The sequence below is a fragment of the Methylobacillus sp. MM3 genome (assembly GCF_001645185.1).
In the GTDB taxonomy this organism is placed as follows: Bacteria; Pseudomonadota; Gammaproteobacteria; order Burkholderiales; family Methylophilaceae; genus MM2.
The window spans coordinates 358,820-380,385 of the sequence record NZ_LXTQ01000001.1; the positions used below are offsets into that span (position 1 = coordinate 358,820).

Below are 21,566 nucleotides of genomic sequence, written 5' to 3' on the forward strand. Positions count from 1 at the left end.
CATCTGGTGCGAAAGGAGAGACTCGAACTCTCACGCCTTGCGGCGCTGGAACCTAAATCCAGTGCGTCTACCAATTCCGCCACTTTCGCAGTGTCGAGGTGCTTGTCGGACATTATGACAAGCTGAAAATCCCGCTATTGTAACCGAGTCTCAGGACTCGCGGAACCTTCTCCAAACGGGAATCCGATTTGACAAAGCCTTCTTGCGGGTAGCAAGATGAAAAGCTCATAAACCAATGGAATTTTTCTCATGCACGACACGATCACCCCTCAAGAAACCATGCTGCTGAGAGCGGAAATCGAGTTGTTGATGAAGGAGCGGCAAGCCTTGTTGAAAGTCAGCGGTGCCGCCGCCAGCCTGATCGCCGAACTTCGCAGCGGCGATCTTCCGCCCGCCGCCGTGGAAGCTGCGGAGTTGCTCGCGGGCAGTATCAATGCGTTACCCGAAGAAACATTGCAGGATGCATTGAACTCCATTAACGCCCAAATACACGAGGGCTGATCTGCATCAGGCGAGATACTGATCCAGATAACTTTCTATCGAGCGCTCTATCTTGCCCCTGGCTGCAGACAACAGCCAGGAGAGCTTGACGGATACGCTGATTTCGTTCGGCTGCACATCTATCCTGCCGTCCGCGCCCGGACACTCGAAACGCAGGCTGTCACCCTCCCAGCGGTACGTTGCCCCCAGGTCGCCCTTGAGCTTGTCGGCTACCGCCTGTACCGATTGCTTGGCCTGATCATGCGCCATTTCATGCGCACGCTTAACATGAATTTCAGCCATTTAATTTCTCCCGTAGTAATTACGGATTCAAAATTGCCGAATTTTGAATCCAGCATGTAATATCTCGCTTTGCCCTGAATTAGTGCACACCTTTGAATTCGAGATATTCTCTGCTAAGTTTTATTGTCGCCGCCTGCCTGAGCAGTGCTTGCGCCAATCAGGTCTATCATCCCAAGGCGATTGAAGTCGATAAAACGGCCGACCAATTCGCGGCACGGAGCCTGAATTCCCTCGAATTGCGACGTTATATGCAATCGCAAGGCTACCCCGCCGAGGCACCAATCGGCACATGGGGTTTGAGAGAGCTAACGCTGGCTGCGTTTTTCTATCATCCGCAACTCGCAATCGCCCGGGCTCAATGGCAGGCCGCGCAAGCAGAGGAAATCACCGCCGGCCAAAAACCCAATCCCTCGATCTCGGGAAACATCGAACACCACAGCAAAACCGATGGCGGCGTTTCACCTTGGACTCTCGGCATCGGCCTTGATATCCCTGTCGAAACCGGTGACAAGCGCCAGATCAGGATCGACCAGGCGACCAACTTATCCATGGCCGCCCGCATCGACGTCGGCCAGCAAGCCTGGCAAGTTCGCAGTCGATTGCAAGCCAGCCTGATCGAGTATCGTGCGGCACTTCATCAAAGCAGATTATTGCAGCGCGAAGTCGATCTGCAAGCAGCCATTGTACAGATGTTGCAAAAACGTCTTGAGGCCGGGATCGTATCCGATATCGATCTTGCCACAGCCAGGTTACAGCTGCAGAAACTTCAAAACACGCTGGCAGCTGAAACTGCGCGCAATGCCGAACTGCATGCCGAGCTTGCCGTGTCCATCGGCATTCCCGTACAAGCGCTGGATGCCATCAAAATCGACGATCGATTACCGATAATATATCCCATCGAAAAATTGCCGCCCGCAGAGATGCAGCGCGCCGCCCTCCTCAATCGCCTCGACATACGCAGCGCCCTCGCCCGGTACGATGCCGCCGAATCCAGACTCAGGCTGGAGATCGCCAAGCAACACCCCGATGTCGTTCTCTCACCCGGTTATCTCTTCGATCAGGGCGACAACCTCTGGACGCTGGGGGTTTCCTTGCTGCTAGGCCTATCGAACAAAAATGAAGGCCCCATCGCCGAAGCAGAGGCACTGCGTGAAGTTGAAGCCCGGCAATTCGAGGCTTTGCAGGTTCGCGTCATTGGAGAGCAGGAACAGGCGCTCTCCCAATATGTCAGCCGCCTGGCAGAACTCGCTAAAGCCGAGAGCATGGTAGAGGCACAGCAGCGGCAAATTGCCAAAAGCGAACGGCTGTTCAAGGCCGGCCATATTGACCGGCTGGAATGGACGACGGCGCAACTGGAAGGGCTTGTCGCAGAACAAGGCAGGCTGGCTGCCACGATACGTTTGCACAAGGCGTTAGCGGCGCTGGAGGATGCCTTGCAGCGACCGCTGAATGACGACGCCCCGCTTGCCTTACCCGAACAGAACACCGAGGACATGCCGTCATGAACCGCAAAACGCTTACGATCATCATTCTGCAAGCGCTGATCATCATCATCATGTTCTGGCTGCTGGTGTTTTACGGTAAGGATGAATACGAAGCCTACTCGCAAGAGGAGCAGGAAGAGGAAATCGCGAGCCCGCCGCGCGTTTCATCCGAAAACGGCGCCGCCGTGGTTACATTACCGACCGAAACGCAACGCCAGAGCGGCATCGTTACCAGCCCGCTACGCGCCGGGCATTACCAATCGACACAAAGCGCGTTTGGCACAGTCGTCAATCTGGATGCTTACAGCGAGTTGCGCACACGTTATCTAGCGGCCAGGGCGGAAGCCAGCGTGGTACGGGCCTCCATCGCCAATAGCCAGAAAGAATATCAGCGCATGCTGCAATTGAACCGGGACGATCATAACGTCTCCGATCGCGCGGTAGCCGCCGCCGAAGCTGCCTGGAGAGCCGACGAAGCACGTCTGGCGGCCGCCGAAACCGCGGCGGCAGGTATACGCAACACGATACGCCAGCAATGGGGCGAAACCCTGGCGGCATGGGCAACGCAACAACCCGCCGGCGAAGTTTTGCAGCGCTTGCTGCAACACCGCGATGTTTTGCTGCAGATCACCCTGCCTTTCGACGCCAAAATGCCGGGAAAAGAAACTGTATTGATGATCGAACCGGCAGGTGCCGGCGGCAAGGCAACGCGGGCAATCTTTGTCTCAGCCGCACCGCAAACCGATGCGGCCATTCAGGGCGAGACTTTCTTCTATCGCGCCGCGTCCGACAACCTGCGAGTCGGCATGCGCATTGCCGCGCATCTCGCTCAGACGGGCAAGGCTGCAGCCGGCGCGATCATTCCCGCCTCTGCGGTTGTCTGGTATGGCGGCAAAACCTGGGTTTACCAGAAGCAATCCGAAGAACGCTTTATTCGCCGCCAGGTCAGCACCGAGCAGGAGGCCGACGATGGCTGGTTCAGCGCCGGCAACATCAAGGCCGGAGACGAAGTCGTCACCAGCGGCGCGCAGCTTCTGCTCTCGGAAGAGTTCAAGTATCAAATCACCAACGAAAATGAAGACTGAAATGATCATTTCAGGCTTCATTTCAGAAGAAGCTAATGCGGCGGAGATGCATTATGCCGAAACAAAAACAAGAATTGAGATGGAGCGTCAACCATGATGTCGGCCATCGTACGTTTCTCGATACGCTTTTACGGCGTCATCATCGGACTCGCCAGCCTGGCGATCATTTATGGTTTATATAGCCTGACCCAAGCCAATCTCGACGTATTTCCGGAGTTTTCGCCAACGCAGGTGGTCATTCAGACCGAATCCCCAGGCTTGTCCGCAGAACTGGTGGAAGTTCTGGTAACCCAACCCATTGAAAACAGTATCGCCGGGACCGTCGGCATCGATATGATGCGCTCGCAGTCCATGCCGGGACTATCGGTGGTGACTATCATTTTCAAGGAAGGCACCGATATTTACCGCAATCGCCAGGCGGTTGCGGAGCGCCTGGGTACGCTGAGCGGCCAACTGCCGCAAGGCATCATTCCCAATATCACACCCCTGACTTCTTCCGCCAGCACGGTATTGGGGGCAGGCCTCACCTCGGAAAAACGCTCGCTGATGGAGTTGCGCACGCTGGTCGACTGGACGATACGGCCACACCTGCTGGCGGTGAACGGTGTTGCCGACGTCAACGTATTCGGCGGCGACGTTCGGCAATTCCAGATTCAGGTTGAACCTGACAAGCTTATCCATTACAACCTCTCGCTGCAGGAGGTTCTGGAAGCCGCAAGTCGCGCCACGGGCGTGCGCGGCGCAGGTTATATCGAAAACAGCAACCAGCGCATCGTTATCAATAGCGAAGGACAGGCGCTGACGCCTGCGCACCTGGCACAAATGCCCGTAGTGCACCGCAATGGCCAAACGATACGACTGGGCGATATCGCCCGGGTCGTGGAAGGTGCAGCCCCGTCGATCAGCGCTGCGGCCGTCAACGGAAAGCCTGGCGTCTATCTCTCCGTGCAAGGGCAACTCGGAGCCAATACCAAAGCCGTCACCGAAGCCGTCGAGAAAGCGCTGCGCGAACTCGAGCCCACCCTCGCCACTGAGCAGGTAAAACTTTTCCCGCGCCTCTTCCGTCCTGCGAACTTCATCGAAACCGCCGTGGATGGCGTACAAACCGACATACTCATAGGTTCGGTACTGGTCATTACCGTGCTGTTCCTGTTCTTGTTCAACGCACGTACTGCCTTCATCTCCGCCACGGCAATTCCGCTTTCGTTGCTGACGGCCATCATCGTGCTCGAATACTTTGGCATCGGCCTCAATATCATGGTGCTGGGCGGGCTTGCGATTGCACTCGGCGAAGTGGTGGACGATGCCATCATCGATACCGAAAACATTTTCCGGCGTTTGCGGGAAAACCGGCTGCTGTCGACCCCTCGACCGCTCTATCGAGTGGTATTCGATGCTTCCATGGAAGTGCGCAGTTCCGTCGTTTACGCAACGTTCATCGTCGTGATGGTCTTCCTGCCTTTGCTCACGCTTTCCGGCGTCGCCGGCAAAATGTTTGCCCCGCTGGGTTTTGCCTACATCAGCGCAATCATGGCCTCGCTGGTGGTGGCGCTGACACTGACGCCTGCGCTGTGCTATCTGATGCTGGGGAATGCCCGGCTCGAAAGCGAAGACCCTCCGCTGATTCGCGTGATCAAGCGCTGGTATATACGCACGCTGCGCGGCATTGAAAAGCATTACAAAATGACCGTGGGAATCGTGATGCTGCTGGTTGCAATGGGCATCGGCATCCTGCCGCTATTCAAGAGCCAGTTCATTCCCAACCTGAACGAAGGCCATTTCATCCTTCACATGACGGCGGTGCCCGGCACTTCCGAGAAGGAATCCCTGCGCATAGGCGAGCGTGTCGCCGCGACCCTGGCAAAAATCGATGGGATTCAATCCGTCGCGCAGTGGGTTGGGCGCGCGCAGAACGGCGCAGATACCTTTGGCACGCACTACAGTGAATTCGAAGTGGAAATCGGTACGCTGTCGGGCGAAGAGCAGTCGCGCATCCTGCATGAAATCCGCGAAACCCTGGCAGGCGGCGAAGAAGGAAACGGCTTTCCCGGAGTGAACTTTGCGATCAATACCTTCCTTACCGAACGTATCGAGGAAACCATTTCCGGCTATGCCGCGGCGATGGTGGTCAATATTTACGGGCAGGATCTGGATGCGCTCGACCGCGATGCGCGTGCTGTTGCCGGCATACTGGCGAGCATGCCTGGTGCCGCCGACGTGCAAGTGCAATCGCCACCGGGGACTCCGCAACTGGTCATACGGCTGCGTCCGGAACGCGTCGCGCAATGGGGCATGCGCCCGCTCGATGTGCTGGATAGCATACGCGCCGCTTATGAGGGGATACAGGTTGCACAGTCTTTTGAAGGTAGCCGCATCATCGGGGTCGATGTGGTTCTGTCGCCCAAGGCGCGCGGCAACATCCTGCAAGTCGGTAACCTGCCATTAAAGAACCCCGAAGGCCGCATCCTTCATTTGAAGGATATTGCCGATATTCGCCAGGAGAATGGCCGCTCGAAAATTCTCCATGCGGGCGCAAAGCGTATCCAGACGGTTACCAGCAATGTGGTAAACCGGGACATCGGAAGCTTTTCCGACGAACTGAAGGCACGCATTCGCAGCGAGGTCGCCTTTGCCCCAGGCAATTATCCCGAATTCACAGGCGAGGCCGAGGCACAGGCGCAATCGCGAGAAGATTTGATCGTCCACTCCCTGCTCGCCGGCGTGGGCATTTTTCTGATGCTGTATATCGCTTTCGGCCGGCTACGCAATTTGCTGCTTACCTTCGCCAACCTGCCTTTTGCACTCATTGGGGGCGTACTCGCCGCCATGTTTACCGGCGGGTGGATATCGCTCGGTTCGCTGGTCGGCTTCGTCACGCTGTTCGGCATCACCCTGCGCAACTCCATTATGCTGGTTTCACACTATCAGCATCTGGTGGACGAGGAAGGAATGGAATGGGGGCTGGAGACAGCTTTGCGCGGAGCATCCGAACGCCTGCCGTCGATACTCATGACCGCTCTGGTGACATCGCTGGGCCTGTTGCCGCTCGCCGCGGGCAGCGGGCAACCGGGACGGGAAATCGAAGGCCCGATGGCGACTATTATCGTAGGCGGCTTGGTCACCTCCACCATCCTGAACCTGCTGATTCTCCCCACCATCATGCTGCATTTTGGAAAGTTCGAGCGCCAGCAGCAAGGATAGCTGCGATAACTGATTGATTTGGCATGCCTGTTGCTAGGCTACAGGTGTGGAATTCCTGCCCAAAAAAAATCGCGATCGCTCCCGACTGCTTTACATGGCTATCGGGCTCTTTCTGCTTCTGGACCTGGCAGTGCTCGCAACAACGTACTGGCTCTCTTACCAGATTGCCGAGAACGCGATCACAATTAATCTTGCCGGTCGCCAGCGCATGCTTTCGCAGCGCATGGTAAAAGCATTGCTAAACCTGGATCGTACGGTCGATCAGCAGCATCGCGCGGAAGCACTGACCGAGTTGCGCCTGACCTTTACCCTGTTCGATTCGACCCTGCACAGTCTGCATCGAGGCGGAGTAACGGTCGGCGGCGACGGACTGCCGGTAAAAATCGCGGCGATCCGTGGCGGCCCCGCGCAGGCCCTGATCAATGAAGCCGAGCAAATCTGGAATCCATATCGCGACCGGGTGCAAGCCTTGCTGAGCGACCCCGAGCTCATGGCCCAAGAAAAAATCAATTCGGCTATTGCGCTCGCGAACACGAAAAATCTCGCACTACTGGAATTGATGAATTCATTGACGACTGCGCTGGAAGAAAGCGCTATTACCAAAACCTCGCGCATCCGCATGCTGCAAATCGTGACATTTTCCCTGGCCGTTTTCAGCTTCATCCAGATCATCCTGATGATGCAACGCCAACTCAGGAAAACCAGCAAACACAAGGAAACGCTCAACCACGTTATTCACCAAATCAACGCCGGCATACTGGTTTACGACGGGGACGGGATTGTGCATGCTGCCAATCAATCCGCGGGGATGCTGTTTGGTTACGATGCCACGGACATGATAGGCATGTCGGAAAGCAGGTTTTTGTTTCTACAGGAAAATATTCTGTATGGCCGACGCCAGGACGGCTCCCTGTTTCAGGCCGAGTCGCAGCATCGTGAGTTGATGCTGGACAATGTCAGAATGCACCTCAAAACAGTCGCGGATGTCACGCAACAACGGCAGCTGGAAAATACCTTAAGCCAACTGGCCTATCACGATGCGCTTACCGGCCTGCCTAACCGCTTGCTGTTCGATGATAGGCTGAACCAAAATATCCTGTCCGCTCGCAGACGAGACGTAAAGCTCGCGGTCCTGTTCGTCGATCTGAACAAATTCAAGCAGGTCAACGACAACCACGGGCACCATATCGGGGACCAGTTGCTAAGGGAAGTAGCCGTCCGCCTGCGCAGTTGCCTGCGCGAAGAGGATACCGTCTCGCGATTCGGCGGAGATGAATTCGGTATCCTGCTGACCTCGGTGTCCGGCCAGGAAGACTGCATCGTGGTGATCACGCATCTGCTCGAAACGCTACGCAAGGTATTCATCACGGAAGGGGTCATGCTCTTCCCCGCCGCCAGCATAGGCGTCAGCCTCTACCCCAGTGACGGCGATGACGAGAAAATTCTGCTGCGCAGGGCGGATCAGGCCATGTATGCGGCAAAACGAAACAGCACCTGCCATTTCGCTTTTTATACGGACGCGCAGCAGGACCTCAGTCGTATTTCAGATATTTGAAACGCGGATCATCGTTAGGAGTCCCTTCCAGCGCGCCACCTTCCTGACTTGGCTGCCATTGAATGACTTCCTCGATTTTTCTGGCCAGGGTGAAATCCTTATCGGTAATGCCTTTGGCCGTGTGCGTAGACAGCTTGACGATGACAAACGCATACGAGACCGTCAGGTCGGGGTGATGCCAGGCTGCCTCGGCCAAGTGGCCTACCGTATTGACGACCATCAGCGTGCCTTTCCAGCCGCTGGTCTTGAATTTGCGGCGTATCCAGCCATTCTCGAAATACCAGTGCGGTAACTCGCTCGCCAGTTTCTGCTGGATTTCTTCTTCGCTATAGACGCGTTCTGCCGTTTTTTCCATCGTGCACTCCTCTTAAATAGCTCTTTCGGGTATCGGTCCGCCGACCCAGGCTGCGGCAAATTCCGCATATCTGGATTTGCCGACAATATGTATGGGACAACTTAATCCTGAAGCAAACTTTTCGAATGCGGCATCCAGTACGCCCGCATCCATGAGACGATGAACCGGAACCGGTTGTTCAACGACACACTCGTGCTTGACCAGTACCAGCCGGTCTGCCCCGATCTTTCTTGCCAACCATGCTGCCAGACTGTCAGACGTCACATCCCAGCTTGGGGGAATGCCTTCCTCAGCGAGCACCATCTGGCTGGGTAACCAGACAATGGCACGATGCTGCCATGACCGCTCGGCGATCTCCAGTTCAGAAGCCGCCATCGCGAGCGTAGGCTGGAGGGATTTGAATACAAGCCCATATTGTTCCATCGCAAGCAGCGCCATATGGTGCGCAGCGACGTTGTCGTATCCACCGGCAGCCTGATGGTCGCGCACGGCATCCGCAAATGCGCCGCCTCCCGGCACGATCACGATGCGCCCATCGCTATGCTCGGCCAGAATAGATAGCCATTCATTCAGTTCAGGCGTACCCAGCAAGCTGCCGCCAAGCTTAACGACCCACATCCGCCCCCCTTAAATATTCCATCAGTTGCAGCATGCCCGAGGCTTTGTCCAGCGTTTCGCGATATTCCTTCTGCATCTCCGAATCGGCAACGATTCCGCCGCCAGCCCAGAAACGTATTATGCCTTTTGAGTATACCGCCGTGCGAATGGCGATATTGGTATCCATGTTGCCATCGAAACCGATATAGCCGATAGCGCCGCAATACACGCCACGCCTGTTCGGCTCCAACTCCTCAATGATTTCCATCGCGCGCAGCTTGGGCGCACCGGTAATCGAGCCACCGGGGAAACATCCTCTCAGCAAGTCTATCGCGCCTCTATCCGCAGCCAATGTACCGGTCACGGTGCTGACAAGATGATGCACATTGGCAAAGCTTTCCAACTCAAACAGTCGGTCGGCGTGTACCGAGCCAATCGCGCAATTCTTGCCGATATCGTTGCGCAGCAAATCGACGATCATCACATTCTCGGCCTTGTCCTTTGCACTGGATTGCAGCGCCTCGGCATATGCGCGATCCTGCACCGGATCCGTAGCACGCGGACGAGTGCCCTTGATCGGTTTGGTTTCAACCTGGCGATCCAGGACGCGCAGGAAGCGCTCCGGTGAGGCGGAAAGTATCTGCGCTTGCGGCGTGTTCAGATAGGCCGAGAACGGCGCCGGGCTGAATTGCCGCAATTGGCGGTAGGCCGCCCAGGGATCGCCCTCTGCCTGCGCGGAAAATCGTTGAGCCAGATTGACTTGATAACAATCACCGGCGTCGATGTAATTCTTGATGCGGTCAAAGGCAACGGCATAGCTCGCCTGATCCATATTGGAGGTTACCGGACCCATCACATGGAATGTTTCGTCATGCGGCTCCGCCTCTTCGCTGAACAAAGCCAGCAATGCGGGCCATTCAGCCTTGGTTCGCGCATCGAGCCCTTGCCCTGCCAGCCAGGCACGGCCTGCATGGTGGTCGACCACGACAGCCCAATCGTAAATGCCGATAGCCATTTCGGGTATGTTTTCGGCATTCAGGGCATGCTCGGCAAGGATTTCCAGGCGCCGCGCCGCATCGTATGCGAAATAACCGATGGCACCTCCAGAAAACGGCAGCGTAGAATTTTCGTGCGTGAAACGTCCGAGGGTTTCCTTAAGAACGGAAAACGGGTCCGCCTCGGAAATCTGCGTAGTATTTTGCTCTTGTACTTCCGTGCGCTCGCCGGACGTAGTCAGGGTAATAAACGGATCCGAGGAAAAAATATCGTATCTGCCGTAATGACTGCCCGGCCAGCCACTATCGAGATACACGGCCCATGGGCGATGAGCGATACGGGAAAACAGAGCCGCGCTATCCGCGCGGTAAGGCAACTCGGCCAGCATCAATGCCATGCTGCCTCCTGAACGCCAAGCCAGGCCACTGCATAGGCGGGAAGACATACGCCAGCCCACTCGGACGACCCGTTGGCGGCAGGGATCAACTCTGCGGCATCGACGTAATTGCGATTCATGATGCGTGCCAGCTCGCGCGCCAGAAACCGGCCGGCACCGGCTCCGACAATGGGAGCCCCCTCAGGCAACAAGTCCCGCGACAATTGGCGCTCCAATGCTGCCTGCAAAATCTGCAGTTGCCGAGATCGCACGGCATGCGCCAGCCGACGCCACTGCGCCATGGGGGCATCTTCCAGATCACGCCCCGCCATGCGTGCAAGGCGCCGGGCGCTGTCCACTTCGGTCTTGCCTGCACCATCGGCCGTATCCGCCATGTCGTAGCATTCCGGTAGCTCGCCGGTCAGCCGGTAAACATCAGCCATCGTAGCAAAATGCTCCGCCGCCAGGCGCTGCCATTCGCCAGCAAATGGCAATTGCTGCGCCACGGCCATGACAGGCGTGCGAATGGCGCCGGTATAAACCATCTCCTCGCTTTGCAAGCGCTCGGCGTCCGAGTAGCCAAGCGCAGCAGGCTTGCCGTGATGAAGCATGATCAGATCGGCCGTCGTGCTACCGATATCGGCCAGCAATCCATCGCCTATCTTGGCTGCAATAAATGCAGCACTTGCATGCCAGTTGGCCGAAGCAATGGATTGTTTATGTGCTTGCACGGAGTTCGCCGCGACGAATCCGGAAGGGCCCGCATATATGCGCACATCCTTATTTTGAAGGCTGCGGCTCATGCATTCCGCCAAGAGCGCAACTCCGATATCGCGGCTAGGGAAAATATCGGCCAATTCGCCGGTCATGGTGATCGCATGGCGCTGCGGCACGGTCGGCAATGAAGACATGACATTCGCGATAGCTTGTTCGAGCTTGTCGATACCGCGCCACAAGGGACATGGTTGCTGCAATACCTGCAGCACACGACCATCACCCTGCACCAGCACGGCTTTGAGGTGCGCGCCGCCCAGATCCCAGCCTAATGTCGGATTGTTATTCATTAAGGCGGACTTCCACGATATTGCGTTCGATGACGGGAGGGGGTCGAAAGTCGCCATTATAGATCAAGTCGACTACCAGCCGCGCCGGATTGCTCCCCATGGCGCGATGCAAGCCCGCATAGGATGTCGTCAAGCGAGGGTTAACTTCGAGCACAAAAATCTGCCCCTCAGCGACAAGCACGTCGACTCCGGCATATCCCGCCAGCTCGGGCATTGCTTTTGCCACTACCTGCGCGATTACATCGAAATCGCTCCAGTACTCCTGCATGCCATTCAATAAACTGCCGTGATAATGAAACCGGTCATCTAGCATTTCGATCAACTGCCGATTGCAGCTAAGCAAGATCGCATTGCCATTCCTGGATAGCATGGAAATGCTGGCCGGAGTTCCTGTAACCAGAGGCTGGACCACATGCGACTGCCAGCGATCTCCCATGGCCAGCCACGCCAACATTGCGTCGCTCGCATGAAAAACTCGACTATCCTCGCATCCGATTCCATCGTCAGGCTTTGCCACCCACGGACCCTCTCCTGCCGACTGCCACTCTTTCGCAAGAAATGTGGGCACGATTAAAAGGCCAGCGTCTGCAAGCTTGATATTTGTTGCCAGCTTGCTCGCGGCCAGCCTCACTGCCGAGGGTCCGCTGTTTAGCAAAATTTTGTTTTCAGCAATGGCGAGATCGCTCAGCTGCGCCAGAATTCCGCCGCTTTCCGGCGCAACTGGCCAAAAGGCGTCGGATTGCTTAAGGCAAGCCGCCCAAACCTCTTCAACATTCTGTTCGGGAGTCACACTGATCACAGTGACTCGGCTATTCAAAGGCGGTAATCGAGAGTCACGAGTAGTCAGCAGTTCGATACCGGATAATTCGGCAAGATCGCTTAACAAAGCCTCCAGCATGAGCCCACCCTCTTGCGCCAGGGAAGCGGGCAATGGCTCGCGGTATAATCCTCCGCCAGTTACGAATTCACAGACGAAAATTTTCACGTGGAAATTATTCCGGTTATTGATCTTTTACATGGAAAAGTCGTGCGCGCCCAACGCGGCGAGCGGGATCGCTATTTGCCAATTCTTTCGCAATTGTGCGACTCCTGCGAGCCGCTCGAAATAATGCGTGCGCTGATCGAATTATACCCATTCAAAACCCTCTACATTGCCGATCTGAATGCAATCCAGGGCATGGGAGACAATGCTGCGGAGGTAAGAAAACTACAGCATCATTTCCCTCATATCGACTTCTGGCTGGATACCGGCATAATTGACGCAAACGCATGGTCCTATCTGGATACAGCGACTATTCGGTGCATCATCGGTAGTGAAGTGCTGAAAAACACCGCGCAGTACACGCACCTGCTATCAAACCTTGCAATAGCCAGGCCGATACTTTCTCTCGATTTCAATGGCAACGGATTGCTGGGTCCCAAAGCGCTCATACAGCCCGAATATTGGCCGAAGGAGTTAATCTGCATGACCCTGGCAAGAGTTGGCAGTTACGAAGGACCTGATTTCGAGAAAATTGCCGGATTGGTCGCAACCGGTGTGCAACGTAAAATCTACGCCGCCGGAGGCATTCGGAGCATCAACGATCTGAAGGGACTGCACGCGCTGGGAGCCGCCGGCGCCCTGATTGCCAGCACGCTGCATGATGGGAAAATCGACGCACCCATGATCGCCGAACTCATGGCGTAAAAAAGCCCGGAACGAATTCCGGGCTCTTGATCGATCCGATGAAGTCTCTTACTTCGCCTGGAAAGGATGAGCGTTCGTCGGATCCTTGTACATGCGCACGACATCGGCAGCCTTGGGCTCGCAAGCAACAGCGCTCTTGATCGCCTGCTTGGTCGCCTGGTAGTTCCAGTCCTGGATGCGCTCGTCGATGTCTGCCTTATGGTCGATAAACACGCCCACGCAGATGAACACATCGTCAGCCTCGTTCGCCGGGATCGTGCCGTCGGCGACGCAATCCATCACCGCCATCGATACGCCGCGCTGTGCCGGACCGAACATCTGCACCGCCTGCTTGCCGTTCTTGATGGTGACCTTGTTGAACATCACCGTCGCCGGCTTCGCCATCAGGTTGGGAGCCACCACCGCCAACAGGCCATTAACACCTTCTCGCTGATTGGTCACGGTACGGGTAAATGCCCGCTCCGCTGCGCTACCACGAGGACCGATAATCAAATCAATGTGGGCGACATTCAGTAAATCCAGCCCGCTGCCGTCAGGACGGCTGTCAATGACAAGAGCCTCGCCCACCAGTACGCGGTCAATGACGCGACCGCCAGAATTTTTTGCTACGGGAGTTGCGACGGGGGCTGGGGAAGCGTCTTTACCGCTACCGAACAATCCAAAAATTTTATCCAGAATAGACATACTTTAACCCCTGCTTGGTCTTTTTATCAGTCAGAACTTAGCCGCTCCGAGGCATAGTGCCAGGAGCGGCTAATACAACTTTAGTTCTTTGCTGCGAACGGGTGAGCGGATTGCTTGTACTGCGCTACCACGTCCTTGGCCTTGGGCTCGCGAGCGACAGCGCTCTTGATCGCCTGCTTGGTCGCCTGGTAGTTCCATTCCTGGATGCGCTCGTCGATGTCCGCCTTGTGGTCGATGAACACGCCCACGCAGATGAACACGTCGTCCGCTTCTTCCAGCGGGATCGTGCCGTCGGCGACGCAATCCATCACCGCCATCGATACGCCGCGCTGCGCCGGGCCGAACATCTGCACCGCCTGCTTGCCGTTCTTGATGGTGACCTTGTTGAACATCACGGTCGCCGGCTTCGCCATCAGATTGGGAGCCACCACGGCCAACAGGCCGTTGACGCCTTGCTTCTGGTCGGTCAGGGTGCGGCAGAAAGCTTCTTCCGCCGCGGAACCACGCGGACCCATGATGAGGTCGATGTGGGCGACGTTCAGCAGATCCAGCCCGCTGCCGTCAGGACGGTTGTCAATGACGAGGGCTTCGCCTACCAGAACGCGATCGATTACTGCCATTCTTTTCTCCTTATTCAAATCGGAAACGATATTGGGGCGGATACGTGCCAAATTAAATACATTGCTACAAATTCAAATAAATGGCACAAGACTGAGTGCCCCGCACATCAGTCAATGCACTGCCAAAGAAGGCAGTGCAATAATTTCCGCGCATTATACTCGGACAATAAATAAAAGGCTGCTTATTCCCGATATTTTCTGCCGGACTTAAATCCGGTTTAGCCCAATACGTCCGTCCGAACACTCTCGCAGAATTTTTCCAACTCTTCGATCAGCGGATGCGGCATGTTCTGACCGCGGAGAACAGCACCAAGATTTTCTGATACTGCGTCGAAATGAGATGCGCCAAGACCCAGCGTTGCCAAGTGGGTACGCGCCTTGCGCATATCCATCCCCTCAAAGGCAGATCCTCCAAGCGCAGCAGAAATAAAGGCAATCTGCATCTTGATTTGGGTTTCCATCTCAGCCGCCGTATCAAAATCGAAATATTTCCTGATGCGCGGGTCAACCAGGGCCTTGCCGTAAAATCCCCGAACAATCGAGGAAACAGCAGCATCACCGCCAATGCGACTGAACAGGCTGGCGTTCCTGACAAAAGCATCGGTTTTTATACTGCCCAGACGACTCACATTTACGCGGCCGGAATAAGGGCTCGCAGTAGATGCCCCGCTAGCCAGGCTCAACCGGCTGACATTAGCCCGGTCTGAATAACTGCTGGTTTTTGATTCGGTCTTTGCGAGACTTAACCGGCTCACATTATCTTTGTTTGCAAATGCAATCACCTTGTCCATGCTCCGCCTCCTATATAAAAAAACTTCAGGATTTTCCAAACAAAACCACTCCCGCATGTATTACAGGTTCAACAAGCGGCGTCACTAGGTTTAAAGGAACTTCCGAGGCGCAATTATCATGCGCACTATTTGATTCATACTCATCCAGTCAACCATTTCACGACTGGTCAGGATTAATAATATACACAAAGAGGTCGACAAGCAAAGCCAAGCATTCATTAAGCTTTAAACCAGCCTTATTAAAACAAAAAGGGCCTAGTCCTTAATCTGAACCAGGCCCTTGCTGCTACAAACGCGAACCAGCAGAAAATTACTCCAGATTTGCGTGAATTGCACGCATACCTTCTTCCGTCAGACCCTTGTCGTGCACGATCTTGGAGACGATTGCCTCCAAGAAAACCAGCGTAGACAATTCAAATACAGTACCCATTGGCATGCCGTGAACAATGCCGAAGCTGTTTTCGTTACCGCTACCCATCGGGCAAACCAGATCGGCCAATTCAGCCATCGGTGATTTGCTCTTCATGGAGATCACGGCCACTTGCGCGCCAATCGATTTAGCCTTCTTGACCAGCGGCAGCAAGGTTTCAGTACCGCCGGAGCCGGAAATCACGATAAACAGATCGCCAGCTTGGATACTGGGCGTAACAATCTCGCCAACCATGTATACCTTATAGCCGCTGTGCATCAGTCGCATTGCGAAGAAACGCGAAACCAGACCGGAGCGGCCTGCGCCGGTGATGAAAATACGATTGGCTTTGTCTACGATCTCGACAATCTTGTCGACGAGGCTGTCGTCGGTAGCCTGAAGAACATTGGAAATTTTATTTAGGATAAGTTCCTGATGCATGATATTCACCCTATCGAATCATCAATCACTCCCCACAAAGAGAAAGTGAGCGCTATAAATAGAAAATCCACCAAGTCGGATCAGAACTGAACCGAAGTGGTGGATATTTTGCTTACGTTATCGCTTAAGCAGCGGAACGTGCCAGACCAGTGATCTCAGCAGCAGCAGCAGCCGGATCAGCAGCGCCGTAGATGGCAGCGCCAGCAACCACGATGCTAGCACCTGCCTTGACAACTTGCTGAACGGTTGCGGGCTTGATGCCGCCAGCGACGGAAACCTTCACGTTCAGGCCGAGGCTGGCAACCAGACCCAGGTCGACGAACGGAGTTTGACCAGCAGCTTGTTGATCCAGACCGGTATGCACGCCGATGATGTGAGCGCCCAGAGCAGCCACTTCCTTGGTGCGTTGGCCCTTGTCAGCAACGTTAATCAGGTCAACTTGAGCTTCCTTGCCGTATGCGTTGGCAACATCGATCACACCCTTGATGGTACCGATGTCTGCAGTGCCAAGAACGGTGCAGATGTCTGCGCCGGCCTTGTAGAACGGCTCAGCTTCGTAGTAACCAGCGTCCATGGTCTTCAGATCGACCAGGATCTTGTTGTTCGGGAACTTGGCGCGCAGCGTCTTCAGCAGGTTGATGCCGTTGTGCTTGATACAGGGAGTGCCGATTTCCAGGATGTCAACGTGCGGAGCAACTTTCTCTGCCAGCGCTACGGTTTGATCGAAATCCAGGGAATCCAGTGCCATTTGAACTAATGGTTGTGCCATGATGTTATCCTCTAATTGATAAGGTTATGATTGTGTTGCAGGTTGATGAATAAATTACAAATCCCTGGGCTTAAGCAGCTGCGTCGACCAACTCGCGAATCTCGCGGGAAGCCAACTCTGCTGCGGGGGAACCGGTGATCGCACCTCCGATCACAACGATATCCGGACCAGCCTTGACGACTTGCTGCACCGTAGCTTGCTTGATACCGCCAGCCACGGAAACCTTGACGTTCAGACCCAAGGCGACCAGCGCCGCCAGATCGGCAAACGGGGTCTGGCCAGCCAGTTGCTGGTCGATTCCGGTATGGATGCCGATAATGTGCGCGCCCAGCTTTGCAGCTTCGGTTGCACGGGTTGCCTTGTCCTCAACGTTGATCAGGTCGACCTGCGCCTGTTTGCCATAAGCATTGGCCACGTCGACCACTCCCTTGATGGTACCGAGATCAGCAGTGCCCAGAACGGTCGTGATATCGGCACCAGCCTTGAAGAATGGTTCCGCTTCGTAGTAACCGGCATCCATCGTTTTCAGATCGACAAACAACAGCTTGTCCGGATGTGCCGCCTTGATGGCCTTCACCAGCGCGAGACCGTTGACCTTGAGGCAAGGCGTACCGATTTCGATAATGTCGACATAAGGAGCAGCCTGACGGGCAAGCGCCAGCGTTTGTTCATAATCCAATGAATCCAATGCGACCTGAATTAATGGTTTTGCCATGGTGTTCCTCCGAAAAGGTATATAGGATAAATATTTTTTATCAAAAACTCCAACAGCATTCTATAGTGCCGATTGGAAAAAAAACAGACGTCTAGCCAACCGGACTAACTCCGGTTGGCTTGTCCGTAAAAAATATCCTCTGATTAGAGCTTTTCTGCCAGAGCTTTTTCCAGCTTAATCTGGTCAACGACGAATCCGCGGATACCTTCAGCCAGCTTTTCGGTGGCCATGGCATCTTCGTTCAGCGCGAAACGGAACTCTTCTTCCGTCATCTTGGCCGACGGAGTCTTGGTGGCACCGTTATCTTTCAGCACCTGGGTCAGCGTGCCTTCGGTAGCAGCCAGATCCTGCAGCAGGTTCGGGGATACGGTCAGGCGGTCGCAGCCAGCCAGAGCGATCAATTCGCCGGTGTTACGGAAAGAAGCGCCCATGACCACGGTCTTGTAGCCGTTTTCCTTGTAGTAGGCGTAGATGTTACGCACGGAAACCACACCCGGGTCGGTTTCCTGGGTGTATTCGGTGCCTGGATTCTTGGCCTTGTACCAGTCGAGGATACGGCCGACGAACGGGGAGATCAGGAACACACCTGCTTCTGCACAGGCACGTGCCTGGCCGAAACCGAACAGCAGGGTCAGGTTGCAGTTGATGCCTTCCTTTTCCAGTTGTTCACCAGCCTTGATGCCTTCCCAGGTGGAAGCCAGCTTGATCAGCACGCGATCCTTGCCGACACCGGCTTCTTCGTACAGTTTGATCAGCTTGCGACCCTTGGCGAGCATCTTGTCGATATTGAAGGACAGACGCGCATCAACTTCGGTGGAGATACGGCCCGGAACAACCTTGGAGATTTCAATGCCGATCAGTACAGCCAGCTTGTCAGCGGCGTTTTCGATTTGTGCTTCTTTGCTGCCGCCTTGCGCCTTGGCGTATGCGATGGACTCATCGATCAGGTGCGCATATTGCGGCATAGTGCTCGCCTTCAGCAGCAGGGATGGATTGGTGGTCGCATCGACAGGCTTGACGCTCTTGATCGCTTCCACGTCACCAGTATCGGCGACGATGGTGGTCATAGCCTTCAATTGTTCGAGCAAACTTGCCATGGGTTTCTCCTTGGGAATTTGTAATTGCGAAAAACTGAAAATCTTGTTGTTGAATTTCGTGAACTGGGGATATTACTACGAGCAAGCGAAATCAGTCACCCCATTTTTTCCAACTCGAACAGCAGCAGGCTCGCCACCGTCAGGTCCGCACTCGTCCCGGGATTCAATCCCCGGGACTTGAGATCGCGGTCAAATTCAAGCAAAGGCCTTTGATATTTCTTTGGATTTTCCTGCTCAAGCAACAGCTTGCGATGGTGCGCAGCTTCGTCGCGCACCTGTCGTGCAACCTCTTCCCCATATTTTCGAAGTAGATGGGTGTCACTGATTTCCGCCAGAAAATCCAGATAGAGGACTGTCGTTGCCCAACCTGCCCGGCCCCATTGCTGATAGGCATTTTTGTAAACTTCCGCGCCACGGTATACATCTTCGTAGTTGTTCGCATACTGCAGCGCGATCCTGTCACGAGCCGCCGCCTCTCGCATTGCGTCCAGCAGCGAAACATCGGGCACGCCATGCACGTCATGCTGTGCACTTGCTCCCAGGCCGGCAGGCGACGCCTGAAGAATCGCACGATAAGCCATCGCTGCATCCTCGACAGTCAACTCCTGCAACACCTCCTTCAACCGCCCCCTCAAGGCAATTTGAGGGCTTTTGAATGCTGCATGAATCAACGGAGCCGATAACAGGATGATTCCAAGGTTGGTATTGCACCCCACCGCCAGCCACGTCGATTCGACCGCATAAAAAATACGCTGCCCGACCGTCAATCCCGGCTTGGCAATTTCCTGCGATGCAGCTTCTGCACTGTGAATGAAATCCTGCACCACCATGCCATGACCATCGGCAAAAATGTGCACGTTTCCCGGCTTCAGCGCTTCAAGTTCGGACAGGCAGGCAGTCTTGAATACCGCGGCAAGCTGCGATGAAAGTTCAGTTTGACTGAGACTCATGAGGCAATGGCGAGAATGCTTTGCGCATCGCTGATCTTGGAAAGAAAATCATCTACCAGGGTCTGAGCAACATCATGATCGACGACACCTTGCAGCCCTTTCCAGGCCGGAATGCTATTGACTTCGAGCACGTAAAGCCTGTCCTGCCTGTCGCGTATCACATCCACACCGCAGTAATCGATATCGACAGCGCGAGCGGCAGCCAGAGCCAGCTCCGCCACATCGCCATCAGGCGCCAGAAACTCGCAGCGGCCGCCCTGTGCGACATTATTCACCCAACTGCTACCGTGCCGCACCATGGCCCCTGCCACCTGGCCATCAATAATGAATACACGGTGGTCATGCCATGCGCCCTCGCCGCTATCCACATAATGCTGTAGATAATAAAGACCATCGACGTGCTCTTCCATTGGCACCGGGAATGGTGACTCCCGTGTCAGCAGGCGCACTCCCTGGCCTTGAGATCCGAACAAGGGTTTGATTACCAGGGATCGCCCCGCCATCGTTTCACGCAGAATCACACTGTGAGCATGCTCGCGCGATTCGCACACCCAGGTAGGCGGCGTTGGCACATGGTGGTGATGTAGCAGAAAGCTGGTCATCGCCTTATCGACAGTACGTTCAACAGCGCGGCCATCGTTGTATACGACTACCCCCAGCATTTTCAACGCATGGAGTACATCGAGACGTACGATGACCTGTTGCAATGTGCCGCCAGGCACGCCGCGCACAAAGGCGCCATCCGGCAAGCCATCCTCGAAGCCGGGAATGTGCACGCCCGGACGGCCTTGCATCAACTCAAGATGACAATCCTTGAGGGAAACGAATACTGCTTCCCGGCCACGCGCGGCAAACGCTTCCTTGAGGCGCTTGCCATGCCAGCCGGGATCGTCGGTAAAGACCGGGATGCGGCGATTCAACTTAGGCGGAATAACCGAAGGATTGATCGAGCAGCGCTGCATCCAGCTTGCCGCCGGTGAAGCTCTTGCCGGACTCGACTGCAGTAACGGTCACGGCCGCCGGGCTGAACAGCATCGGGTCGATTTTGTAGAAATCCATGTTGACGCTCTTGAACACTTCGGCGAAGGGACGGCCGTAATCGCGTGAAGCGCTGCTCGGCAGTTCCTTCGCCAGCTTGGCTGCATCATCGTCGCTGCCGGTAACGAACACATGCGCATGGCCGCCAAACAGAATGGCGTCGTTGGTACGTCCCATGCCGGTCAGGAAGTCGGGAGAAGGCGGCGGCACCGGAGCGCTCGCCATGCCGTCGACGACGTTTTCCAGCGGAAAATGAAGGGTATGAATCTTGTGCATTGCCACTTCCAGTACGCGGCCGACAATCTGTACCGCACCCGCCAGACTGCGCGTCGGGGTCAGGATGAAGGTGAGTTTATCCGGACTCAAACCGGTATCGCGCGCAATCTTTTCAATCACTTCCTGCGGAGGAGCCTTTTCGCTCTCCAATACCAGGCAAGCGGACTCCGCCTGATCCTTGTAATTCAGTTCCTTGTACAACTCTTCACGGCCAGCCATGGCGCGGCCCGGGCCGGAGCCAAGCGAAAAGAACTTTTCATGCGCCAGGCTCCAGCCAGCGTATTGGCTGCCCAGGCAAGACAGAATGGGATTGCAGGAATGGACCGACAGTTGCCATGGCCAGTGCGGAAAGGACGGATTCGAATGCAAGGATACGCGGCCCAGGCCACCCATGCAGATTTCCGTAATCAGTCGACCGGCTTCAAGTCCGCCGGCTACCTTGATGCCTGCATCGATTATCGTCGCGCCACTGGGATGCTTTTCCACGCTTAGACGCAGTGATTTGGCATTTGCCAACAGATTGGCCACCAAGGGTGCCGTCAATGCATTAACGCTAGGCCAGTTGCCGGTATCGAGTTTGCTCTCGTTCATTT

At 55.4% G+C, this 21,566-nt stretch carries 22 protein-coding genes and 1 tRNA gene; 6 read left to right on the forward strand and 17 right to left on the reverse strand.

What is annotated here, in order from left to right; all coding sequences use genetic code 11:
• Positions 1–4 precede the first annotated feature (4 nt).
• A tRNA-Leu gene (locus tag A7976_RS01750) sits at positions 5–89 on the reverse strand.
• Between the two features lie 160 nt (positions 90–249).
• Here A7976_RS01750 and A7976_RS01755 point away from each other — a divergent pair.
• Positions 250–501 (forward strand): hypothetical protein, encoded by a 252-nt coding sequence (locus A7976_RS01755; RefSeq protein WP_067106156.1) that lies wholly within the window; start codon positions 250–252, stop codon positions 499–501.
• A gap of 6 nt (positions 502–507) precedes the next feature.
• Here the strand turns inward: A7976_RS01755 and A7976_RS01760 are convergent, their stop codons facing one another.
• Positions 508–783, reverse strand: coding sequence for a polyhydroxyalkanoic acid system family protein (locus A7976_RS01760; protein WP_067106158.1), 276 nt, complete (start codon positions 781–783; stop codon positions 508–510).
• A 92-nt stretch (positions 784–875) separates the two neighbouring features.
• Between A7976_RS01760 and A7976_RS01765 the strand changes: the two genes are divergently transcribed.
• From A7976_RS01765 to A7976_RS01780, 4 genes are all read left to right on the forward strand, one after another.
• Positions 876–2,288 (forward strand): TolC family protein, encoded by a 1,413-nt coding sequence (locus A7976_RS01765; protein ID WP_067106160.1) that lies wholly within the window; start codon positions 876–878, stop codon positions 2,286–2,288.
• Complete coding sequence (locus tag A7976_RS01770; protein WP_067106162.1) at positions 2,285–3,352, forward strand: hypothetical protein; 1,068 nt, start codon at positions 2,285–2,287, stop codon at positions 3,350–3,352. The genes A7976_RS01765 and A7976_RS01770 overlap by 4 nt, the downstream gene beginning before the upstream one ends.
• Before the next feature lie 93 nt (positions 3,353–3,445).
• A complete protein-coding gene (locus A7976_RS01775; RefSeq protein WP_067106164.1) occupies positions 3,446–6,553 on the forward strand; it encodes an efflux RND transporter permease subunit in 3,108 nt (1,035 codons plus the stop codon).
• A 94-nt stretch (positions 6,554–6,647) separates the two neighbouring features.
• A complete protein-coding gene (locus A7976_RS01780; RefSeq protein WP_240483764.1) occupies positions 6,648–8,108 on the forward strand; it encodes a diguanylate cyclase domain-containing protein in 1,461 nt (486 codons plus the stop codon).
• On the opposite strand, the gene A7976_RS01785 is transcribed toward A7976_RS01780, so the two are convergent.
• Genes A7976_RS01785 through A7976_RS01805 form a run of 5 tightly spaced genes read right to left on the reverse strand, consistent with a single transcriptional unit; the run spans position 8,086 to position 12,481 of the window.
• A complete protein-coding gene (locus A7976_RS01785; protein WP_067106168.1) occupies positions 8,086–8,463 on the reverse strand; it encodes a 4a-hydroxytetrahydrobiopterin dehydratase in 378 nt (125 codons plus the stop codon). The genes A7976_RS01780 and A7976_RS01785 overlap by 23 nt on opposite strands.
• 12 nt (positions 8,464–8,475) lie before the next feature.
• Positions 8,476–9,081, reverse strand: coding sequence for a hypothetical protein (locus A7976_RS01790; RefSeq protein ID WP_067106170.1), 606 nt, complete (start codon positions 9,079–9,081; stop codon positions 8,476–8,478).
• Positions 9,068–10,453: an aminodeoxychorismate synthase component I gene (pabB, locus tag A7976_RS01795; protein ID WP_067106172.1), complete on the reverse strand. Its 1,386-nt coding sequence runs from the start codon at positions 10,451–10,453 to the stop codon at positions 9,068–9,070. The genes A7976_RS01790 and pabB overlap by 14 nt, the downstream gene beginning before the upstream one ends.
• Entirely contained in the window at positions 10,444–11,496 is a 1,053-nt protein-coding gene (locus A7976_RS01800; RefSeq protein ID WP_067106174.1) for a hydantoinase/oxoprolinase family protein, read from the reverse strand. The genes pabB and A7976_RS01800 overlap by 10 nt, the downstream gene beginning before the upstream one ends.
• Complete coding sequence (locus A7976_RS01805) at positions 11,489–12,481, reverse strand: ATP-grasp domain-containing protein (protein WP_082877921.1); 993 nt, start codon at positions 12,479–12,481, stop codon at positions 11,489–11,491. Before A7976_RS01805 ends, A7976_RS01800 begins: the two co-directional genes overlap by 8 nt.
• Here A7976_RS01805 and A7976_RS01810 point away from each other — a divergent pair, their 5' ends adjacent.
• Positions 12,482–13,183 (forward strand): HisA/HisF-related TIM barrel protein, encoded by a 702-nt coding sequence (locus A7976_RS01810; protein ID WP_067106178.1) that lies wholly within the window; start codon positions 12,482–12,484, stop codon positions 13,181–13,183.
• Positions 13,184–13,231: 48 nt separating this feature from the next.
• Here A7976_RS01810 and fae (A7976_RS01815) read toward each other — a convergent pair whose 3' ends face one another.
• The 10 genes from fae (A7976_RS01815) to mch form a co-directional block, all read right to left on the reverse strand.
• Entirely contained in the window at positions 13,232–13,867 is a 636-nt protein-coding gene (gene fae / locus A7976_RS01815; protein ID WP_082877922.1) for a formaldehyde-activating enzyme, read from the reverse strand.
• Positions 13,868–13,947: 80 nt separating this feature from the next.
• Complete coding sequence (gene fae / locus A7976_RS01820) at positions 13,948–14,487, reverse strand: formaldehyde-activating enzyme (RefSeq protein WP_067106180.1); 540 nt, start codon at positions 14,485–14,487, stop codon at positions 13,948–13,950.
• A gap of 218 nt (positions 14,488–14,705) precedes the next feature.
• Positions 14,706–15,278 (reverse strand): group 1 truncated hemoglobin, encoded by a 573-nt coding sequence (locus A7976_RS01825; protein WP_082877923.1) that lies wholly within the window; start codon positions 15,276–15,278, stop codon positions 14,706–14,708.
• Positions 15,279–15,588: 310 nt separating this feature from the next.
• The gene (gene hxlB, locus A7976_RS01830; protein ID WP_067106183.1) at positions 15,589–16,128 is read right to left on the reverse strand and encodes a 6-phospho-3-hexuloisomerase; all 540 of its coding nucleotides are present in this window, start codon (positions 16,126–16,128) and stop codon (positions 15,589–15,591) included.
• Positions 16,129–16,252: 124 nt separating this feature from the next.
• Entirely contained in the window at positions 16,253–16,897 is a 645-nt protein-coding gene (gene hxlA, locus A7976_RS01835; RefSeq protein ID WP_067106185.1) for a 3-hexulose-6-phosphate synthase, read from the reverse strand.
• Between the two features lie 70 nt (positions 16,898–16,967).
• Positions 16,968–17,612, reverse strand: a complete 645-nt coding sequence (gene hxlA, locus A7976_RS01840; RefSeq protein ID WP_067106187.1) for a 3-hexulose-6-phosphate synthase — start codon at positions 17,610–17,612, stop codon at positions 16,968–16,970.
• Positions 17,613–17,755: 143 nt separating this feature from the next.
• On the reverse strand, positions 17,756–18,709 hold the full coding sequence (gene tal / locus A7976_RS01845; RefSeq protein ID WP_067106189.1) for a transaldolase: 954 nt from the start codon (positions 18,707–18,709) through the stop codon (positions 17,756–17,758).
• A 95-nt stretch (positions 18,710–18,804) separates the two neighbouring features.
• Positions 18,805–19,659, reverse strand: a complete 855-nt coding sequence (locus A7976_RS01850; protein WP_067106190.1) for a triphosphoribosyl-dephospho-CoA synthase — start codon at positions 19,657–19,659, stop codon at positions 18,805–18,807.
• The gene (locus A7976_RS01855; protein WP_371440595.1) at positions 19,656–20,621 is read right to left on the reverse strand and encodes a RimK family alpha-L-glutamate ligase; all 966 of its coding nucleotides are present in this window, start codon (positions 20,619–20,621) and stop codon (positions 19,656–19,658) included. Before A7976_RS01855 ends, A7976_RS01850 begins: the two co-directional genes overlap by 4 nt.
• A complete protein-coding gene (mch, locus tag A7976_RS01860) occupies positions 20,581–21,564 on the reverse strand; it encodes a methenyltetrahydromethanopterin cyclohydrolase (RefSeq protein WP_067106192.1) in 984 nt (327 codons plus the stop codon). The genes A7976_RS01855 and mch overlap by 41 nt, the downstream gene beginning before the upstream one ends.
• Positions 21,565–21,566 lie beyond the last annotated feature (2 nt).

Excerpts from the sequence above, each read along its gene's own strand:
- fae (WP_082877922.1), bottom strand. The coding sequence starts at position 13,867 with ATGTCTATTCTGGATAAAATTTTTGGATTGTTCGGTAGCGGTAAAGAC.
- A7976_RS01790 (WP_067106170.1), bottom strand. The coding sequence starts at position 9,081 with ATGTGGGTCGTTAAGCTTGGCGGCAGCTTGCTGGGTACGCCTGAACTG.
- A7976_RS01755 (WP_067106156.1), top strand. The coding sequence starts at position 250 with ATGCACGACACGATCACCCCTCAAGAAACCATGCTGCTGAGAGCGGAA.
- A7976_RS01855 (WP_371440595.1), bottom strand. The coding sequence starts at position 20,621 with ATGCAGCGCTGCTCGATCAATCCTTCGGTTATTCCGCCTAAGTTGAAT.
- fae (WP_067106180.1), bottom strand. The coding sequence starts at position 14,487 with ATGGCAGTAATCGATCGCGTTCTGGTAGGCGAAGCCCTCGTCATTGAC.
- A7976_RS01785 (WP_067106168.1), bottom strand. The coding sequence starts at position 8,463 with ATGGAAAAAACGGCAGAACGCGTCTATAGCGAAGAAGAAATCCAGCAG.
- A7976_RS01850 (WP_067106190.1), bottom strand. The coding sequence starts at position 19,659 with ATGAGTCTCAGTCAAACTGAACTTTCATCGCAGCTTGCCGCGGTATTC.
- tal (WP_067106189.1), bottom strand. The coding sequence starts at position 18,709 with ATGGCAAGTTTGCTCGAACAATTGAAGGCTATGACCACCATCGTCGCC.
- A7976_RS01800 (WP_067106174.1), bottom strand. The coding sequence starts at position 11,496 with ATGAATAACAATCCGACATTAGGCTGGGATCTGGGCGGCGCGCACCTC.
- pabB (WP_067106172.1), bottom strand. The coding sequence starts at position 10,453 with ATGGCATTGATGCTGGCCGAGTTGCCTTACCGCGCGGATAGCGCGGCT.
- hxlA (WP_067106187.1), bottom strand. The coding sequence starts at position 17,612 with ATGGCAAAACCATTAATTCAGGTCGCATTGGATTCATTGGATTATGAA.
- A7976_RS01780 (WP_240483764.1), top strand. The coding sequence starts at position 6,648 with ATGGCTATCGGGCTCTTTCTGCTTCTGGACCTGGCAGTGCTCGCAACA.
- hxlB (WP_067106183.1), bottom strand. The coding sequence starts at position 16,128 with ATGCATCAGGAACTTATCCTAAATAAAATTTCCAATGTTCTTCAGGCT.
- hxlA (WP_067106185.1), bottom strand. The coding sequence starts at position 16,897 with ATGGCACAACCATTAGTTCAAATGGCACTGGATTCCCTGGATTTCGAT.
- A7976_RS01770 (WP_067106162.1), top strand. The coding sequence starts at position 2,285 with ATGAACCGCAAAACGCTTACGATCATCATTCTGCAAGCGCTGATCATC.
- mch (WP_067106192.1), bottom strand. The coding sequence starts at position 21,564 with ATGAACGAGAGCAAACTCGATACCGGCAACTGGCCTAGCGTTAATGCA.
- A7976_RS01775 (WP_067106164.1), top strand. The coding sequence starts at position 3,446 with ATGATGTCGGCCATCGTACGTTTCTCGATACGCTTTTACGGCGTCATC.
- A7976_RS01760 (WP_067106158.1), bottom strand. The coding sequence starts at position 783 with ATGGCTGAAATTCATGTTAAGCGTGCGCATGAAATGGCGCATGATCAG.
- A7976_RS01825 (WP_082877923.1), bottom strand. The coding sequence starts at position 15,278 with ATGGACAAGGTGATTGCATTTGCAAACAAAGATAATGTGAGCCGGTTA.